Below are 17,184 nucleotides of genomic sequence, written 5' to 3'. Positions count from 1 at the left end.
CCATCGACTAGCTTTGATCACACCTGCCGATCTGTGTCGATCCCCTTCTGCGGATTCGGATTCCACCGAGCCAGGCGACGCGAGTTGAGGTCGATCCCATCGAGCAGCATCGCGAGCTGCGCGGGCTCCATCTCGACGTGCTTGCGTCGCTCGTCGACCAAGGGAAGCTGGAATCTGCCTTTCTCCAGGCGCTTCATGTAGAGGACGAAACCGGATCTGTCCCAGAAGAGGATCTTCACCTTGTCCTTCGACTTGCCGACAAAGACGAAGAGGTGACCCTCGTACGGATCTCGGCGCAACGTCGCCTCGACAATCGCCCGGAGCCCGTCGATGCCCTTGCGCATGTCGGTCGGCTCGGCGGCAAAGTAGATGCGAACACTCGGCGGCAGTCCGAGCATCACGCGCCCTCGAGCAACGCGACGACGCGTGCGAAGGCGTCTTCATCGAAGCCGTGGGAGACCTTCAGCATATGGCCAGTGCGAAGCAGTACAGTCACCGGCTCGCCGCGACGCGAGTCTGACTTCACTCGCACAGGGAGCAGCTCCGGCTCCGGCGTCGGCGCGCTGAGCTTCTCGAGGGCCGAGAGCTTGCGCTTCCACCAGTGAAGCCGCTGCGGAACTATCCCTCGCTGCCGCGCGTATCGCTCGAGCGGGAGCCCGCTTCGCCGCCACGCCTCGAGAACTCCGCGAGCTTCAATCTCCGACCACTGACTGCGCGCCATCGGACCTCCCGACGCACGCTCCCGCAAGATCGTTAGGCCGTCACGACGCTGTTCGTCGGACGGTTACGAACGAATCGGGGTCGCACACCGGCGCCCTGCGCTCGCTAATCGTTCCCACTTGTCCAAGTGGGAACGATTGGGTCATGACGGTGCGCGAAGAGCCGTCGTCAGGCGACCGGTCTTCTCGCCGTCGTCATCGGGTCGAGCGCGACATAGACCCTGACGTGCCGCCCTCTCGCGTCCGGACGAACGCGTCTGGCTACGAGGCCCAGATCGACGAGCGCGGCGGCAACGGAGTCCGGCTGCATCTCATTCGTAAAGGTGCCTGCCTCGACGAGTGCTCTCCTGATTGCCGCGAGTGTCGCGCCGCTCTCGCGTCCGCGGACAATCGTGAGGAGCGCAATGGCGGAATTAGTCTGAAGCGTCCGCAGCACGCAAATGACGATCTCTTCAGGGGTGAACCGGTATTCCGTGTCGCGGGGCGAGTTGCTGTTCATGCCGGGGATACAGCCGCGCGATCCGCCGAATCAACCTCGTGACTGAGGTATGTCGTAAGTACCCGTTGACCCTCGCGATTTTGGGGCCGATTTCTGCCGCCTGACGCTCCGAATCCTTCTCGTCGACATGCGCCCGCTGCGTGGGGCTGCAGCCAACGCTCCCGACGGCGGGACCAGGATGACGGTGTGGACGCGATCAACTGGGCGCCGACCGCGCCGCGCTTTGCCCGATACGGGTTCCACGCGCGTAACCGCTTGAAGGAGCGGTCACTCCGCGGCGGGAGCCAGGAAGAACGCCGTGAGGTCTTCCAGCATCTCGATGGCCCCACGAAGCAGCGTGGAGAACACGTCCTGGGGCGTCTGAGTCGCGAGGCCCAGCTTCTCGGCCACCTTCTTGAAAGAGTCACCCTTCCTATGCGCCGCAATGGATGAACGTCCCTCTTGAAGTAGCCGGAGCAAATCGATGTCTCTCTTGGTCGACGGGTAGTTCTTGCCCATCAGGAACCTCTCCAACTTCGCGATGCTCTTCTCGTCGGGGAGCGCCCCGCCAAGAGCTTTCGCGATCTCCTTGTCGTTCAGGGAGTCCACGAGGAGCTTCGTCAGACCGAGGAGCTGGTCCTCGAACTCGACCATGCTCTTCGTTGTCGGCACGTGCAGCTTCTTGAAAACGTGGATGTCCTCTTCGCGGACGGGTCGGACAAGATGCCAACCGAAACGCTTCTCCCACTGCTCCTGGAAGGACGCGAGCGCCGACTTGAACACCAACTCGGGCGCCGTGGGGTCCGCAAACTCGGCATCGAACGCACGACGCCTGGTGGTCTCGCTGATGTCCTTGCCATCCCCGAGAGGCGGGATGTTGCAACTGCGCCAATGGAGTTGTTCCTCATGTCCGAGGCTCTGCCCCAGGTCACCGAGGAACACGGTCACCCGATCCTCGGAGTGGTTGTCCAGGCGTAGCGCCCACAACCCAGCGCAATGGAGGTATCCGTCATCGACCTCGTACTTCTCGGGGTTGTCGTAATACTTGCGCAGGACCTCCCGCCGAAACACGACGGGCGTGAGGTAGTGCGGGGCGCCTGCGTTCTTCCCAAAGAAGTTGGCGAGCTTTTCCGGGTCGCACGTGTGAGAGACCTCCTTCCCATCCTTGTCGAGCCCGATGATGAACTCGATGTGGGGTTTGGGTTTCTCCTCGTACGGCCAAATCCCGCACTCTTCGATTGGCAGCGGGGTGACCAGGCGCTTCCCGAGGAGCCTGGAAAACGGCCGATCCCCCAAGGTCCGGTCACCGATGTGGAATGAGTATCTGAGGTCGGGGCGCGTGACGGACTGTTCACGCATGGCCGGAGCCACGTCGTCCACCCCCGCCGATGAGAAAGCCACGGAATCGAAGAAGACGGCCAGGCACATCCCACGAACGCCCAAGAACTGCCGAAGTGGCCGCGTCTTTATGCGCACCGAGTCACGTGAGACTTCGGCAACGACTTCCTCTCCGCCGCTGTCGTCGAACCGCAAGTAACGGTCGTTATGCTTGTCGTAGTACAGGTTCAGGAGGTGACGGAATTCCTCCAACAGCTCGATGTAGTCGGCCTTGAGGCCGTGGAAGGACCGCACCAGCACGAGCGGTTCGATCCCGTCATGTCCGCCGAAACGGTGGTACTTGGTCACGGGCTTCTTGCCGCCGTAGCTCTGGGAGAATCCTGGTAGGCCGTTGCCGATCATCAGGTCCCAGCTATCCCGGCTCATCACGTCGGGGACCTTTTTCTCGTCGACGAGAGCGCAGAAGTAGCCGCCGTTGCCATCGGCCCCGCGGTGGCGTGAGTACACGGTGGTCCACTGGCTCGTGCCGATGGCCTCCACCTCCTCGCGGAAGGCGACCTGGAGGAGCTTCTTGATCTCGTCGCGGCCCGAGTTCCTCACGGGATCTGCACCTTTCACGCGGCCTTCCCCGTCTCAATCTGCTTCCGGAGCTTCAGCACGTCGGCACGCTTGTAGACCCGGTAGCCATTCACCGGGTGCCGGTGCGGACTGAACTTCCCGGCTAGATGCCAACGGCGAAGCGTCATCTCGCACACGCCGAGGATCGCGGCAGCCTCGCCGATCGTGATCACGTCGGGCGCGCTCGGCTTCGTCTTCGACCGGGCGGCTCTCTTGGTCACGCACAACGTTGTACAGCCTTGAACCGCTGCGGCCAAGAGCCGTACTCTCTCGGCGCCGAGGTCGCGAGGACCATCAAGTGAACGACGAAACGCACGAAGAAACTGCCTCCGAAGAGTCTGCCCCCGAGTGGGGTCAGACCTTCCTTCAGCAGGTCTTCGACCTGTGGGTGACGCCGGAGATCGAGCGAAGGAAGAACGCTGGAACGCTGCCGGGAGACTTCGACCTGCGCGGAGCGCAGGTCATCATGAATGTCGGAGAGCCGAACATCGTCCGCTTGAACGACGAAGTGCGAGCCGTGATGATCACGAAGTTGAAGGGCGGCTCCGTCGGCCTTCAGAACGGCGATCCGGTCTATTGGGACCAGATCGAAGGGATCGATGAGATACATTTGACCGATCAGGATCCGAACGCGGGGCACGTGACCATTCTCCGTGTTGGTTCGGGTTGGGCTATCAACTTCGATTTTCGGTACAACGCCAGCCGAGTGCGAGAGCTACTAGACGCGGCGAACGAGTTCTTCGAGGCGGCAGAGAGCGCGCGATTCAAGAACCATCAGAGGGCGTTCATGGAGAATCTCTTCGCGGCGACGGAGCTAACCGCACATGCGCGGCTCATGTTCGAGCCGGACGAGCGCATCCTGGGGTCGAAGAAGCACTCGTTCATCGCCGCGAAGATCAACCATCACGGTCACATGGGGAACGTGGACCGTGCCTTCGTCGCACTCCTCAATGACCTGATCCGCCAGCGTGGAACCGCGCGCTACGTCGCGGGCCGTGTCGATCTCGATCCGAGCAGGATGGAGGAGATGGCGTCCGTGGTGAAATGCAATCTTGAATCCCTCAAGAGCGGGGCGCCTAAGCGCTACCCGTCGAGCATCGGTCCTTCGACTGTTGAAGCAACGCCAGTCGCTGCCGAAGAGCCCGCAGCTCCCTCCTCCTAGCGCTCCAGGGATGGCTTGGCTGCGAGGTCGTCGTGTTCGGCGAGGTTGGGCGACGCGTCACGTTCCGATCGAGCCTGCGCTCCGTCCGCTTCTCAAAATCCTCGTGGAAGAGCGTCCCGCGGGGCCGCTCGTCGATTGTCCGCGCAGCGATGGAGGAAGCGGCGCCAGTGCGCTAATCAACGAGGACCTCGCAAGGGCGAAAGTCACTCGGGCGGATCTCGTGCGCGACGACGCTCAGCACATGCCCTTCACATTTCATGGGTGTAGGCACACGGCGGTCACGCACGCGTACATCGCTGGTAGCGACGAGACGTTCTTGCGCATCGTGTATGGTCATGTCCACAGCGAGATGAGCCGCAGGTACCTCGACTCTGCGGCACTCGCGAAGGCGACGTTCGGGACTCCCTTTCCCCGCCTTCCTCCGAGGATTACGGCTGGGGTGAAGGTCATCAAGCTGGCGTCGCAGAAGTAGGCCTAGCGCCATTGCTAGCACCGCCCCCCGAGGCGATGATGGTCGGTCATGTCGATCTGGATCGATGCGCCGAAGAACTCTGCGGAGACCTACAAGGTCCTCACGGAATGTGCTGCGTACATGTACACCATCACGTACGAGGACCTCGCGAACAGCGTCGCTCGGGTGCGTCGTGACAAGAAGCGTCCTTCTGCCGTGAGCCTGAGCCGTCCTCTCGGCTTCATCAGGGACTACATCTGTCGCCCCAAGGGGTTGCCTTGGCTCAACGCCCTCGCCGTCAACAAGCAGACCTTCCTTCCTGGTGATAGCTTCATTCCTCCCGGTGCCCGTGGACGCAAGAAGAGCCCGGAAGACGAGTTCCTGTGGTGGCGCGGGATGGTGTTGCAGGTCTACGCGTACCCGTGGGACCAGCTCAAACTCTGACCGGCGCTATGCCCCCCTCATGCCCCCAATGTTTTCGGGCGCACGGTCCCTCGGGAAAACAGGCCTCTAGTTCGATGCGGAGGCCCATTCAAATCCCGCCTCCCCGACCCATCCGCCGCGAGACACGGGAAAAGACGAGGTCCCGTGATCCCGCGGCGTTTCCGTTCACACGTGGTTCACATGACCGGACCGTTCGCCTGACGCGCGCGGTTCGATTCCCGGCGCCTCGACCACGGGACCTCGGAAAAGACGAGGTCCCGCCCCTTCGTGGAGGGCGTCGCACGTCCGTCGCAAGGCGCGTGTGGCCATCTCGGCCGCCGCTCGCCGGACGCGATGCGCGTCCGCTACTCGACGGCGGCCACGCCGGAGGTCGCCAAGGCGATCGGCAAGGTCGTGAGGATCGCGCCGGCGAAGCCGAGGGCGGCGCGGGCGAAGAAGACGGGGTAGCTATTCGAGTATCGCGCCGGCGAGAGGGGTGGCGAAAGGAACCCAGGACGGGTCTCGCTCACCGACTTCGCCGAGTGCGACGGCCGTCATGATCCGACATCGCGAGCGTCTCTTCATCACCATCTCCGCGAATTGTCGGCGCGAGCTCAGCTCAGCGTTTCCAGACGAGTGGCGATACCGGCCATGACGAGCGCGATGCTCTCGTTCAGCCGGGCTCGGATCACCATGGTGTTGGCGAGGCTGATGAGTGCGAAGAACAACGTCGCGAACAGGATGTCCGGCGTCTCTAAGGAGAGCGCGAAGAAGGGCATGCCGATCAGCCACGCGAGTGGGATCGGAACAAACGATTTATGAATCTCGAGCCCGTTGTCTACGCGGCGAAAGCGTAGAAGGGCGCAGCCCATTCCTGGATACATGTTCAATTTCAGCATCGCGCGTTCGTGCGCGGGATCGAGGAAGACGGACAACCCGTTCGCCGTTCGCTCGCCGATCATGTTGAGGCACCTGGCAACGCCACTCCTGTCTTTAAGTTCGTGCTCTTCCGGAGCCGCGATTCCTCGCACTGCGGCAGACGAAAGCGGAATCCGCTCGGGCTTCCCCAGCGGAAGGACAGCGAGCGGCGCGAGCCGCAACGGCGACGCGAAGTAGAGGACGACCTCCCCGATGGACGCCATGCCCATGCAAGCGATGAGGAGATTGGAGACTGCGTTCATCGGAGAGCGAGAGTAGCGAGCGTTTTCCAAGCTCGGGCAGCTTCTATCCGCCTCGACCGTCCACACCACTCGCCACACCAGTCGGGCCCGGCGCCACACCACTCGCCCGACCATCCTGGCGTGACGCTCCGTTACGTCCAGAAGCGCGAAAGGCCGCCATCGGCGGCCTCGCTATTGAGCGGGAGAAGGGATTCGAACCCTCGACGTCCACCTTGGCAAGGTGGCATCGGTGGGTGGGAAGCGCCGAGCGCTCAGGAAAGAACGGCTTCCGCAAGCATGCGCCACACCCGTAGCCGCCGACGAGGGCGTGTCGGAGGGAGAGCTCGGGAAGATACCGGTGACAACCATCGAACGTCGAGATCGTCGGCGACGTGCCGAATCACGTCGTGTGGTCCGGTGATTCGAGCCGTCGTACGTTTGCTAATCTCGCGCGCGAGGCCCCTCGGATGAAAGACGTCGAACTCTCGTATCGCTCAAGCATCTTGCGTGCCATGGCGCTGCCTTTGGGACTAGCGCTAGGAATCGCTGCGTGCAGCGAGGAAAGTTCACCTCCAGCGCGCGTCATTGATGAGGGGCCTCGGGTCGGTTCTTGGTCGCCTCCGTTTGCAGGAACGGTGAATACCGACAAGGGGACGGGCGCAGCTTCTTGGAATGGGAAGAATGTATTTGTTTGGGAGGAGCTGGGAAAGTCCGGAGCCGTATATTCGCCTGACATGGACACGTGGGATCCGGTGAGTGATTCAGGCGGACCGTTCGACGTTATCGGTAGAACTCAACTCGGGATACTTGCCCCTTCGATCATCTGGGTTGACGAACATCGCGCCATTTTCTGGGGCGGAATGGGGTGCGGAGATTCCCTCTCCGCATCGTGTGACGAAGCTTACATCTACGATCGTTTGTCCAAGTCCTGGAGTAAGATTTCGTCCATCGCTCCCGTGCCCGGTCGCACAGATCATACGGCGATCTGGACGGGGACGAAGATGCTCGTATGGGGAGGCGACCAGTGGTTTGATTCCGTTCACGGTGAGCAGCGTACCGACGGTGCAAGCTACGACCCGGTAAGCAACGAGTGGGAAGTGATGACGAATGCTGGCGCTCCAGCGCAGCGCGACGCACACACTTCGATATGGACCGGCACGGTCATGATCGTATGGGGCGGCAGACAATGGCGCGGAGGCGGAGTGCCGGCCTTCCTCGCCGACGGCGGCATTTACGAGCCGGCAACGGATAGCTGGCGCCCGATCTCCTCCATCGGAGCGCCCTCGGAAAGGGGATGGCACTCCGCAGTATGGACTGGGACAGAGATGCTGGTCTGGGGGGGCCTCAGCACGACGTCGGATGGGTCGGGTCACGTGGAAACCCACCAAGACGGATTTGCTTATGATCCTGTCCTAGACCGCTGGCGTCCGCTCTCTATGGTGGGAGCGCCGTCGAAACGGACGGAACACTCCGCCGTGTGGACCGGCACCAATATGATCGTCTGGGGCGGCTTTGGCGAAGGCGATAGAGCCGACGGTGGCATCTACGATCCCAAAACGGATACCTGGCAACGAATGGAGAGCGCCCCGTTCGGACGAGGCGAGCACTTTGCGTTTTGGACTGGAAGTCGAATGCTCGTCTACGGCGGTCAGACGACGGAGTCAGATTTCGGCTTCGCGAATGGATCGTTCTTCACGCCGTGACAGAAGCCTTCAGCGCGACGTTACAGTCTCGCCGTGACCGCACGTGAAAGCGCCGCGGTCGAGCCGCTCGTAAGGATTGCCATGCCGGAGCGACGTCTTCTCGCGCGACGCGGATGATGCTGGCGGTGTCCGCTGGTCGGTGAGCGTCAAGGCTGTTGTCGCACTGAGCTCAAGCGTTGGCTCGTGCGCTGTCGAAGAAGCGCCGGGGGCGGGAAGACACGCTCGCCCAGATCGCCGACCTTCAGTGGCGGCGGATCGGCTAGCCAATGGACGCCGTTCGAGGTCGTGTTCCACGGAGGACACATCGAGAGCGGTGAGCGTCAACGTTGTTGCCGGCCTCCCCGGCACGGAGCCGACGCTCGGCGAGCACCGACAAGAGCACGTGCTCTTTGCTGGCTGCCGGATCGGGATCGCGCCCCACGAGGCGAAGCACGAGCGACACCGCTGCGCTGAGCGAGGCTCGTGCCGACTCCGGATCGTGATCCCACCGCGCCGAGCGACGCTCGAGCGCCGACAGCATGTGCAGCGGCTCGCCCGCGCTCGAGCCCGGTGAGCCCGCCCACGTCGATGCTCGCGCGATACGCCACGAGCTCCGGCTCGCCAATCCCCCCAGGCCGTCAGCGTTTGCTGCCGCTCCGCCGCCAGTGCCTGCGCCACCTCCTCGGCCGGGCGCTGCTCGCTCGGGGACATCACGCCCGACACCCACGGCACGAGCGCCTCCGGTGCAAATGAGGGGTAGGCGAGAAGGAGATTGGGCAAATCGCCCTTCACGTCGATGGCGAGCACCGGCACGCCGCTTCGCAGCGCTTCCTCGACGGGTCCCCATGAGCAGGCCCGTCTTGCCGCTGCCGGTCATGTCGGCCACGACGCCGTGAAGGTTGTTCAGGAGCGCGGGGCGTCAATCCCCCTACGTTTCCTAATGGCTCGGGCAGATGGCCGAACCGCAGTGTTTGGTCAGATCGCACCAGTGGTGGCTGCACTGAGCCGGGGCCGTGCAGGGCGCGCCGTCCGCCCTGAGAGGCTGGCAGGTGCGCGTTGTTTGGTCGCAGTAGGCCACGTCTTCTTGGCATACGCCGTTCAGACAAGGCCCGCTCGCCGGTGGCTCTTGGCATTTTCCCTCGACGCACTGGAGCGGCCACTGGCAGCCCGAATTCCCTGTGCCGCTGCCGGTCGGCGTCAGGCAGTCGGCTCCTACCAGGGCTGGGACCCGGCAGTTGCCCTTGGCATCCGCCGCCGTCCCGTAGCCGGCGCACACGAGACCGTCGGCACATCCAGGATTGTGGAGAAGGCAGGTGCCGCCGTCTTGGACGATGGGCGCGCAAACCCCGCCCGTGGGCATTAGGCCGGAGCAGTAAAGCCCGGTATCGCACCGTGCGCCGAAGATGGAACACGGCTGACCTGCCTCGGCGATGACGATGGGCGGCGTCGGCAAACACCGATGGGCGATCGGATCGCAACTGAGACCGGAATCGGGCGTGCACTCGCCCACGGGGTCCGGCGCGCAGGGCGTCGGCGCGCCGTTGACCGTGCAGCTGCCATCATCCGGCCTGCTGACGTTCGCGCCACAAGACTCGTCTTGCGTGCGGTACGGAAGGCACGTTCCGGGGCATGAGCCTGGGAAAACGCACGTGCCGCCGACGCAATCCTGATCGCTGTTGCAAGCGTCGATCTTGTCGGTGCGATTGCTACTCAGCCCGCCGCAAGCTTGGGTGAAACCCACCAAGAGGGGGAACGCCGCTGAAAACAATGCAATGACTCGGAGCGGCATGCGCATTGGGTGGATTCTACCATTGGAATTGAAGCGCCCCGACCATGCTCCGGTGGAGCCGGTCGAGGCTCCAGACGAGCAGCAGCCCGAAGCTGCAGGTCGTCTCCTACAAGGAGACCGTGATGGTTTGCGACCGCTCGCGCAGTTGGCTAGCGGGCAGCGACCCCACCGATTCGTCTATACGTCGACTCTCCGCCGGTCGTCGTGCAGGATGGAATGCTGCAATGGGAAGATGGATGGTATCGCTGGGCCCCGCGGATGATGAGGTAAGGGACGAGGTTTGGCCTGGCCCCCTCTTCTTGACGATTGAAGCCCTCCCTCCGGATGTGCAAGGGCAGTTCCCATTGCTCAAGCGCATTCAGATCGACTCGTCGCTCTACGTTGACGAGATACAAGTGCTCGAGGCGGACGCAGTCGTAGGTGTCCTGGCCGAACTCCGACGACTTCGTCGGATCTGTAGCGGGCAAGAGATTCTCGACGGCGTGGACGGTCGCGCAGTCTTCGACTCGTGGCGAGAATGGAGTGCGACCGGCGAGCGGTACGAGCCAGGCCAGATGAACGAGTTCGTCGACGCGATCGAGCGAGTGCTTGCGCGCGCGGTGGAACACCACTGGCGTTTGCGTATCGAGCTTTAGCTGGGGTGAGCCGGACGCCGGACGTCGACATCCAACGTCGCGCCCGTGCGAAAGCTTACCGGTACAATAAGCGCTGGAGTGCACGTCCCCATCAGCTCAAGCCAGATCTGGAGTTTCGCGCGATGAATCAACGGACGTGCGCTGTCGGCATCGGCTTGTTGGTCGTATCGTCGACCTTCATCTGGGCTGGGGGATGCGATTCGCCCGAGAGCGCCGAGTTCGCCGATGCCAGCGTCGACGATGCTGGCTCGGTCGACAGCGCGCGTCCTCCGACTTCCCATCGAGATGCGGGCACCGACGCGAGGCTGCCGCCCGAAGTCGGAATTCCCGAAGGGTGGGAGCTGTATGCCGACTACGACCCCGCGTGCGGTATCTACGTTCCGAGCGACAAGAAATACCTGCCGGCGCCCTTCCAGTGGGAATCCTGCGCCGTCATGGATACGGGGGCAGGTCTCCCGGGGCCGGACGGCATGGCGTGCCGAAAGATGGTCCTCGACTGGACAGGCAACTCGACCGGTATGCAGCTCGACGTCGTCACGAACGCCGAGGTCGTCGACGGAGTGGCTCGCCTCAACGTTGGACGTCTCATGCCGGGCCGCGGCTACCGGCTCGTCGCGGATGTCAACGGCCCGGTTCGCCAGTCGCTTCTGCTCACCGGCGGCTGCGCCATGGGCGGCGGGTCGATGGCGGGCGGCAACATCATGTATCGGATGTTCGATCCCGGGGGGACCGGATCATCCCCCCCCGGTGGGGCCATCGGAGGTTCGGTCGACGACTTGAAGCCCCGCGTCTATGTGCCAAAGGGCCATCGCTCTCCGACGTCGATCTCGCAGAGCTTCATCGTGGGCCGGAACTACTTCGTCGAGTCGGTCGGCACGGGCGACACGATCTACTCGATGACATCAGGTTTGCCGGTGACCACCATCACCCGTCCTCCCGAGGATGACGGGTTGTTCTACGGGGGATACTTTTTCCAGGGCGATGATGCCTACTGGAGCGCCGAGACGGCCGCCTCCGAAGGAATCAAAGTCTGGAATCCGACCGGCGGTGAAAAGACGCTCGTGGGCGAACCACTCAATAAGAATCGCGTCACTGCCGGATTCGGCACCGACGGTGTCGACATGGTCTGGTTCGAGGGAACCAATCAGACCTCGTCGGGCGTTTTCGAGAACGTCGACGTGTGGACGGCGAAGTACACCACCGATCCCGCGGCGCTCATCGCGACCAAACGTCACCTTCTTGCCGACGAGCTCAACAGCTGGCCCGACCAGTTCGTCGTGGGTTGTGGCTACGCCGTCGTCGGCATTCACGCAAACCGCTCCTGGGGTACGGCAACCGGTTTGCACGTCATCCGACTCTCCGACGGCCGATCATGGACGATCGAGACGGAGAGCCAGTTGCAGGCGTATCAGTTCCAATTCACCCGGCCGGTCGCGGTCACCTGCGACGAGGTTTTCACGAAGGCGACCGCAGGCAGCTTCTGGCACGTGGCGCGCATCCGGCTCGACTCGCTCGGTCCCGGAACGCCCGTGCAATAGCGGCCGCTCTGACCCGAGCTTCTGTGCAACCTGCTGCTATTCGACAACGGTAGCGCGCGGGTCGCGCGCGTGGTTTGGGTAGCTTGAATCCATGACGGCAACGACCATGTCCAGCCTCGAGGAATCGAGGCCGCTCTTCATCAAGAAGACGCCCTCCGGCAAGCTCGACGTGACCTTGGCGTTCGAGGTGATCTGCTACTATTCGAGCGGCATGAACCCGGGCTATGTGCACCTGCTGCTGCCCGCGGAGGCGGCGCTCGTCCGCGAAGGATCGCGCCGACAATCCGTCGTCTGAGTCGACGAAGCCGACCTATGCACGCCGAGGCACGAAGTGTGCTTTGCACGCTTCCGTGCCCTCACGATCGCTCGTCCGCCTCATCTCATTCGCGCCGTTCGCGTGCGCGTTCTACGGCTGCACCACCAATGAACATGAATTGGCGACCGGCAAGACGTGCGGTGAAACGATGGAGGCCGCGGATGTGATCGAGACTCCGCGCGCCCTGCCGTCGACCGTGCCCTGGTTCGAAGCTTCACCCGCGGCGCTTTGCCAAGATGTGCCAAACGCTGTCATCAGTCAGATCGCCGTGTCGCGGACGGGAGACATCATTGTCGCCGGGGCGGGCGGCCGTGGCGACTTCGGCGCCGGTCCCTTGGCAGGGGGCGTCTTCGTTGCCTCCTTCGGAGCTCACGGCGAGCCGCGCTGGAGCCGTGACCTCGGCGCCGGCACGTTCCTGTCGATCGCGGTCGACGGCGCTGGGAACGTGGGCGTGGCTCGAGCCCTGGTCGGAGCCATCAACGAGCCCGGCCCCGGCGTTATCCTCGTCGATCAGCTGGACGCCTCAGGACGGCTGGCGTGGACGCGGAACTTCACATCTGCAGACGGAAAGGAACACGGCGGCGTTTCGATTGGCTCCGACGCGGAGGGCCGCTGGAACGTCGCCGTCCCGGGCCGCTTGTTTCAGTTCGACTCCGCGGGCAATACGTTGTTCCAGATCGACTACGACTACTTCGTGCCGGTCAGCGTCATCCCAGGCGAAACCGGAGGGCGAATCCTGACGGGCTTTTCCGCCCCCATCCAGATGCAGCCGTCACCGCGGGCCTTCGTCGCCGAGCTCGACACGAACGGCACCGAAAGGTGGCGGGTGCCGCTCGAGGGCGGACTCGTGGCCGGCTACGGCTATCTGCAGTCTGCCGGCGCCGGAAGCACATTTGTTGGAAGCACCTTCGCCGAGCGGGTCGTCGTCGGTCCGAGCACGCTGGAGGCGCCCAGCGACGGCAGTCCTGTGCCGATGGGCGTCTTCCTGACGAAGATCGGCGGCGATGGCGCCGTGGCTTGGGTGCAGAACCTGGCCCGTGCGGGCGAGACCGGGCTAGTGAGCCTGGCGGTGGACGAATGTGCGAACCCGTTGGTCGCTTTCACAGCTGCTGATGGCGTCTCTATCGCCGCGCTCGACTCCGCGGGAAGGCGGACCTGGACGCGCCGCTTTTCGGGCTTGACCGACGCGAAGGTACTCGTCGCGCCTGTGCCCGGCTCGACCGACGTGGTCCTCGCAGGGTCGACCGACGTTTCCAGTTGCGCGGACGCCTGCCCCTGCTACCAGCCGCACCCCTTCTTGTACCGCCTGAAGCGCGACGGGACGCTCGCCGACGGCTTCGTCGCCCATCGCTGACGACGAGAGTCAGGATCCCCGCGACGCGTGTCCTCGCCGAACGGCGCACGATCGTCGGTTGCTTCGGATAGCGAATCACATGCGCTCGCGCGAGCACCTCCGTGGTCGACGTATCCGTCCTGGTCGCCTCGGCGCGAGTGGAGCGTCGAGGTGACGAGCGATGTCGACGACCTGCCGCTGCGTCGAGCATGCGCTCTGGCAGCTCTCTCCTCGAGACGGAGTGCCGACTGCAGCCCGGTTACGTCCCGGCTAGCCGGTCGTGGAACGGTAGCGCGCGGGTCGCGCGCGTGGTTTGGGTAGCTTGAATCCATGACGGCAACGAGCGTGTCCAGCCTCGAGGAATCGAGGCCGCTCTTCATCAAGAAGACGCCCTCCGGCCGCGCCGGCGGGCACGCGATCGATGCCGACACGTTCGAGCTGCTGCCGGGCTGGGCCTCGGGCGTCACCGACGAAGGGGGGAAGGATGCCCCCGCGCACACCGAAGACGAGAGCCCGGGGCTGCGAGCGGCGTCGAAAGTTCCGCGCGAACCGATACGGTTCCTTCTCGCCTCGCCGGGTTGAAACGACGGACTGATTGGCCAGGTCGCGCCTGCGTCCGGTCCGGCCCCGGACGCAGGGACGACGGCGTCTTGATCAGGCGTTCACGAGGTTAATGACCCACTTCTGCCCGGCGGTCTCGGTCCAAGCGCTCTGCACCAGAGGAGCGCCGTCCTGGCTGCCATCGACGGTCAGGACCTTGCCACTGTGTCGGTTGGTCAGCCTGTAACAACCATCCCAGTTGAGGGCGACCTCCCAAAGCTGGTTGTCGCCATTGTGGAATGGCCACTGGATGACGGCGCCACCATCGTTCATGGCGGCTCCTGACACGTCGAGGGCCTTGCCGCTGTGAACGGCGGTGATCTTGTAAACGCCATTCCCCTGCCAGGTGAAGGTCCAGCGCTGATTGGCAGCGCCGTCTCTCCCGGGCCAAAGGATGATCGCGGTACCGTCGGCCGAGGAGGCCCCGGACACGTCGACCGCCTTGCCGCTGCTCTGATTTTTGATGGTGTAGACGCCGTCGGGAAGTACGCGCGTGGTCACGGGCACGATGATCCACTTTTGACGGTCGTTGTTGTCCCACGCGTTCTGAACCAGCGGCGCACCGTCCTGAGTGATAGCTCCCCCGACGGTCAAGTCCTTGCGGCTGTGCCGGTTGATGAGTCGGCAGCTCCCGTCCCAATACAGAGAGACTTGCCAGAGCTGGTTGTCGCCATTGTGGAATGGCCACTGGATGACCGCGCCGCCATTGTCGGTCGACGCGCCCGACACATCGAGGGCCTTGCCGCTGTGGAAGGCGGTAATCTTGTAGAAGCCGCTGTCCTGCCAGGTGAAGGTCCAGCGCTGATTGGCCGCGTCTCTCCCGGGCCATTGGATGATCGCGGTACCGTCGTCCATCGAGGCGCCGGTCACATCGATCACCTTGCCGCTGCCCTGATTCCTGATGGTGTAGACGCCGTCGGGGAGCGGCCGCGCGGTATTCCAGACAATGGCGGCAGGGCTACCGGAAAGCGCAATGTCCTCTCGCTTCTGCGCCGCGGACCAGGTCACGCCATCGCTGCTCGTCATGTACCAGAGCTCGTCGTTGTGCTCTCCTCCCCGGATGAACACCCAGAGCAAGCCGTAATGCACGACGGCCGCGGGGCTGTCGGAGACGGTAACATTCGGAATCTTGTGTGAAACCCAATTGCTGCCATCAAAGCACTGGTACCAGAGCTCGCCGTTGTTGCCGCCGCCCTGGTGGAAGACGTAGAGCTTGTTTTCGAAGCTCACGGCCGCCGGGCTTCCCGACATCGCCACGTTCGGAATTTGCCAGTCTCCTGCGACCCAACGCTCGCCCTCGTAGACCATCCGCCAGAGCCCGTCGCCGTTACCGCCCGCGCGGTGAAACAGATAGAGCTGGTTGCCGAAAATGGCGGCCGAAGGACTGCCCGTAATGCCGGCGTGCAACGGCACGTCCGCCCAATTCGAGAGATCGCTTGTCGTCAACTGCCAGAGATCGCTTCCACCACCACCGGTGTGAAAGACGTGGAGCTTATCGAGATAGACGATCGCGGCCGGGCTTCCGGTGAGTAGCACGTTGGCGACTTTGCTCGACGTCCAGGTCGAGACTCCGTCGAAGGTTTGACGCCACAATTCCTTATTATGACCGCCACCTTGGTGGAATACGAGGAACTGGTTCTGGAAGACGACGGGCGAAGGACTCTCGGAAAGGGTGACGAAGGACAACCGCTCGGCACCGTTCCAAGTGGTGCAATCGCGCGTCTCGAACCACAAGCTGCCAGTGTCCCCGCCGCTCTGGTGAAGCACCATGAGCGGCGCGATGCGTCGATAGCCGTGCCCCGGCCGGATGTAGGGACGCGCCGCCGGTCCGTTCGGGCCGATGCCATGTTTGAATTGGGGGGGAATCTTGTTGAACATGTCGGCAACTTCGCGGTCCGTGTCGATCCACTTTCCGTCGAATGCGTTGAGCTTGCTGCCGTCGAGCTGCGTGGCGCCCGTGTATCCGATGTCTTGGAAGCGCCCCAGACGGCCACTGAATTTGGCCCACTGTTGATCGCCGATCACGTTGCCGTCGGCGTCGAGCCCGATACGACGCAAGCCGTTGGTAACCTCGTACGCGCGCCAGGGAATGCCGGTGCTCATTGATGAGCCGATGTCGAACGCGCCGGGGTAATGGTCCTCGGTATGCCAGAAACCCTGATCCTTGGTGTTGTGGAGCGAGTGCCCATTCAGCGCCGAGTGAACGATGGGGTGATCGCCGCCCTCGGTGTCGAACTCGCCGGGCTTGTACCAAGTGAAATCCCCGTGCGCCTCGTACGCGACGGCGGATAGTTGCCAGTCGTCACCGTGGCGGACCAGGCGCACGACGAATTCCTCGTAGTCGCCTTCGTGCTGGCCGTAGTCGTTGAGGATCGCGTAAAATTCGGTTCCGGCTCGCAGACCCTTGATCGTTTGGCCGCCCTGATAGGCGAAGAGCATCACGTAAGTGATCTCGACGCAGTCGATGAACTCCTGGATGGCGTAGTACATCGGCGCGGTGACGGCGCCATTGACCAACGCCATTCCGGAATGCTGCGACGGGTTGATCTCGAGGACGTAGCCCGTCGTGGCCGTGTCTACATGGTCCGCGAGCGTCGCTTGGCCGGTGACCGTCACGGGGGTCGGGGCGTAGTTGATGACCGGGGCGCCCGTTTCGCCAGCGGATGGATTCGGCGTTCCTCGCTGGAGCGTAGCGCCTTGAATCAAGTGCTCAATCGAGCAAGGTAGATAAGACTCATAGCGGGAAAAGTACACCGCGGGGGCGAACCGCGAGACGTCGTTCACGGATACGGGCATGAGTATTCCCTCGTTAGGAGTGACGGTCGGACGCGAACGTTCGGCACCCAACGGCGGCTGCTGGATAGCGCCTCGGGCGTGCCGAACACATGGCCGATCGTGCGCCAAACCTGCCGCGGTTTTCTAGGCCACAGGTGTGGCGTGAG

At 63.5% G+C, this 17,184-nt stretch carries 18 protein-coding genes; 9 read left to right on the top strand and 9 right to left on the bottom strand.

What is annotated here, in order from left to right; translation table 11 throughout:
- Positions 1-17 precede the first annotated feature (17 nt).
- From tnpB to AKJ09_RS11020, 5 genes are all read right to left on the bottom strand, one after another.
- Complete coding sequence (gene tnpB, locus AKJ09_RS11030; RefSeq protein WP_146647155.1) at positions 18-398, bottom strand: IS66 family insertion sequence element accessory protein TnpB; 381 nt, start codon at positions 396-398, stop codon at positions 18-20.
- A complete protein-coding gene (gene tnpA, locus AKJ09_RS56080; RefSeq protein ID WP_420814252.1) occupies positions 398-721 on the bottom strand; it encodes an IS66 family insertion sequence element accessory protein TnpA in 324 nt (107 codons plus the stop codon). The genes tnpB and tnpA overlap by 1 nt, the downstream gene beginning before the upstream one ends.
- 167 nt (positions 722-888) lie before the next feature.
- Positions 889-1,218, bottom strand: a complete 330-nt coding sequence (locus AKJ09_RS52860) for a hypothetical protein (protein ID WP_169927441.1) — start codon at positions 1,216-1,218, stop codon at positions 889-891.
- A 267-nt stretch (positions 1,219-1,485) separates the two neighbouring features.
- Positions 1,486-3,075 (bottom strand): hypothetical protein, encoded by a 1,590-nt coding sequence (locus AKJ09_RS11025; protein ID WP_146647154.1) that lies wholly within the window; start codon positions 3,073-3,075, stop codon positions 1,486-1,488.
- Between the two features lie 74 nt (positions 3,076-3,149).
- Positions 3,150-3,374 carry a MerR family transcriptional regulator gene (locus AKJ09_RS11020; RefSeq protein ID WP_146647153.1) on the bottom strand — a complete coding sequence of 75 codons (225 nt, stop codon included), beginning with the start codon at positions 3,372-3,374 and terminating at the stop codon, positions 3,150-3,152.
- A gap of 77 nt (positions 3,375-3,451) precedes the next feature.
- Here AKJ09_RS11020 and AKJ09_RS11015 point away from each other — a divergent pair, with 77 nt between their 5' ends.
- Genes AKJ09_RS11015 through AKJ09_RS11005 form a run of 3 tightly spaced genes read left to right on the top strand, consistent with a single transcriptional unit; the run spans position 3,452 to position 5,210 of the window.
- Positions 3,452-4,315 (top strand): hypothetical protein, encoded by an 864-nt coding sequence (locus AKJ09_RS11015; RefSeq protein WP_146647152.1) that lies wholly within the window; start codon positions 3,452-3,454, stop codon positions 4,313-4,315.
- A gap of 10 nt (positions 4,316-4,325) precedes the next feature.
- Positions 4,326-4,787, top strand: a complete 462-nt coding sequence (locus AKJ09_RS11010; protein ID WP_146647151.1) for a site-specific integrase — start codon at positions 4,326-4,328, stop codon at positions 4,785-4,787.
- A 48-nt stretch (positions 4,788-4,835) separates the two neighbouring features.
- Entirely contained in the window at positions 4,836-5,210 is a 375-nt protein-coding gene (locus tag AKJ09_RS11005; protein WP_146647150.1) for a hypothetical protein, read from the top strand.
- A gap of 593 nt (positions 5,211-5,803) precedes the next feature.
- Here the strand turns inward: AKJ09_RS11005 and AKJ09_RS11000 are convergent.
- Positions 5,804-6,484: a hypothetical protein gene (locus AKJ09_RS11000; protein ID WP_146647149.1), complete on the bottom strand. Its 681-nt coding sequence runs from the start codon at positions 6,482-6,484 to the stop codon at positions 5,804-5,806.
- 500 nt (positions 6,485-6,984) lie between these two features.
- Here AKJ09_RS11000 and AKJ09_RS10995 point away from each other — a divergent pair, with 500 nt between their 5' ends.
- Positions 6,985-8,052, top strand: a complete 1,068-nt coding sequence (locus AKJ09_RS10995; protein ID WP_205633683.1) for a Kelch repeat-containing protein — start codon at positions 6,985-6,987, stop codon at positions 8,050-8,052.
- Between the two features lie 259 nt (positions 8,053-8,311).
- Here AKJ09_RS10995 and AKJ09_RS10990 read toward each other — a convergent pair whose 3' ends face one another.
- Positions 8,312-8,758, bottom strand: coding sequence for a hypothetical protein (locus AKJ09_RS10990; protein ID WP_146647147.1), 447 nt, complete (start codon positions 8,756-8,758; stop codon positions 8,312-8,314).
- A 210-nt stretch (positions 8,759-8,968) separates the two neighbouring features.
- Entirely contained in the window at positions 8,969-9,826 is an 858-nt protein-coding gene (locus AKJ09_RS10985) for a hypothetical protein (protein WP_146647146.1), read from the bottom strand.
- A 38-nt stretch (positions 9,827-9,864) separates the two neighbouring features.
- Between AKJ09_RS10985 and AKJ09_RS10980 the strand changes: the two genes are divergently transcribed.
- The 5 genes from AKJ09_RS10980 (at position 9,865) to AKJ09_RS10960 (ending at position 14,224) form a co-directional block, all read left to right on the top strand.
- Positions 9,865-10,455: a hypothetical protein gene (locus AKJ09_RS10980; RefSeq protein WP_146647145.1), complete on the top strand. Its 591-nt coding sequence runs from the start codon at positions 9,865-9,867 to the stop codon at positions 10,453-10,455.
- Between the two features lie 122 nt (positions 10,456-10,577).
- Entirely contained in the window at positions 10,578-11,993 is a 1,416-nt protein-coding gene (locus AKJ09_RS10975) for a hypothetical protein (RefSeq protein WP_146647144.1), read from the top strand.
- Positions 11,994-12,084: 91 nt separating this feature from the next.
- Complete coding sequence (locus AKJ09_RS10970; protein WP_146647143.1) at positions 12,085-12,288, top strand: hypothetical protein; 204 nt, start codon at positions 12,085-12,087, stop codon at positions 12,286-12,288.
- Positions 12,289-12,343: 55 nt separating this feature from the next.
- Positions 12,344-13,663: a hypothetical protein gene (locus AKJ09_RS10965; RefSeq protein ID WP_146647142.1), complete on the top strand. Its 1,320-nt coding sequence runs from the start codon at positions 12,344-12,346 to the stop codon at positions 13,661-13,663.
- A gap of 309 nt (positions 13,664-13,972) precedes the next feature.
- Positions 13,973-14,224, top strand: a complete 252-nt coding sequence (locus AKJ09_RS10960) for a hypothetical protein (protein WP_146647141.1) — start codon at positions 13,973-13,975, stop codon at positions 14,222-14,224.
- Positions 14,225-14,296: 72 nt separating this feature from the next.
- On the opposite strand, the gene AKJ09_RS10955 is transcribed toward AKJ09_RS10960, so the two are convergent.
- On the bottom strand, positions 14,297-17,026 hold the full coding sequence (locus AKJ09_RS10955) for an RICIN domain-containing protein (RefSeq protein WP_169927440.1): 2,730 nt from the start codon (positions 17,024-17,026) through the stop codon (positions 14,297-14,299).
- Between the last annotated feature and the right edge of the window lie 158 nt (positions 17,027-17,184).

The organism is Labilithrix luteola, assembly GCF_001263205.1.
GTDB lineage: Bacteria > Myxococcota_A > Polyangia > Polyangiales > Polyangiaceae > Labilithrix > Labilithrix luteola.
The sequence above is the reverse complement of the archived record's forward strand: the minus strand, read 5'-3'. Positions and strand labels throughout refer to the sequence as shown.

What these genes read in the sequence shown, in the direction of transcription:
- AKJ09_RS11010 (WP_146647151.1), top strand. Translation starts at nt 4,326, where the DNA reads ATGGCTTGGCTGCGAGGTCGTCGTGTTCGGCGAGGTTGGGCGACGCGT.
- AKJ09_RS10970 (WP_146647143.1), top strand. Translation starts at nt 12,085, where the DNA reads ATGACGGCAACGACCATGTCCAGCCTCGAGGAATCGAGGCCGCTCTTC.
- AKJ09_RS11005 (WP_146647150.1), top strand. Translation starts at nt 4,836, where the DNA reads ATGTCGATCTGGATCGATGCGCCGAAGAACTCTGCGGAGACCTACAAG.
- AKJ09_RS10960 (WP_146647141.1), top strand. Translation starts at nt 13,973, where the DNA reads ATGACGGCAACGAGCGTGTCCAGCCTCGAGGAATCGAGGCCGCTCTTC.
- AKJ09_RS10980 (WP_146647145.1), top strand. Translation starts at nt 9,865, where the DNA reads ATGCTCCGGTGGAGCCGGTCGAGGCTCCAGACGAGCAGCAGCCCGAAG.
- tnpB (WP_146647155.1), bottom strand. Translation starts at nt 398, where the DNA reads ATGCTCGGACTGCCGCCGAGTGTTCGCATCTACTTTGCCGCCGAGCCG.
- AKJ09_RS11000 (WP_146647149.1), bottom strand. Translation starts at nt 6,484, where the DNA reads ATGGTCGGGCGAGTGGTGTGGCGCCGGGCCCGACTGGTGTGGCGAGTG.
- AKJ09_RS10975 (WP_146647144.1), top strand. Translation starts at nt 10,578, where the DNA reads ATGAATCAACGGACGTGCGCTGTCGGCATCGGCTTGTTGGTCGTATCG.
- tnpA (WP_420814252.1), bottom strand. Translation starts at nt 721, where the DNA reads ATGGCGCGCAGTCAGTGGTCGGAGATTGAAGCTCGCGGAGTTCTCGAG.
- AKJ09_RS10985 (WP_146647146.1), bottom strand. Translation starts at nt 9,826, where the DNA reads ATGCGCATGCCGCTCCGAGTCATTGCATTGTTTTCAGCGGCGTTCCCC.
- AKJ09_RS52860 (WP_169927441.1), bottom strand. Translation starts at nt 1,218, where the DNA reads ATGAACAGCAACTCGCCCCGCGACACGGAATACCGGTTCACCCCTGAA.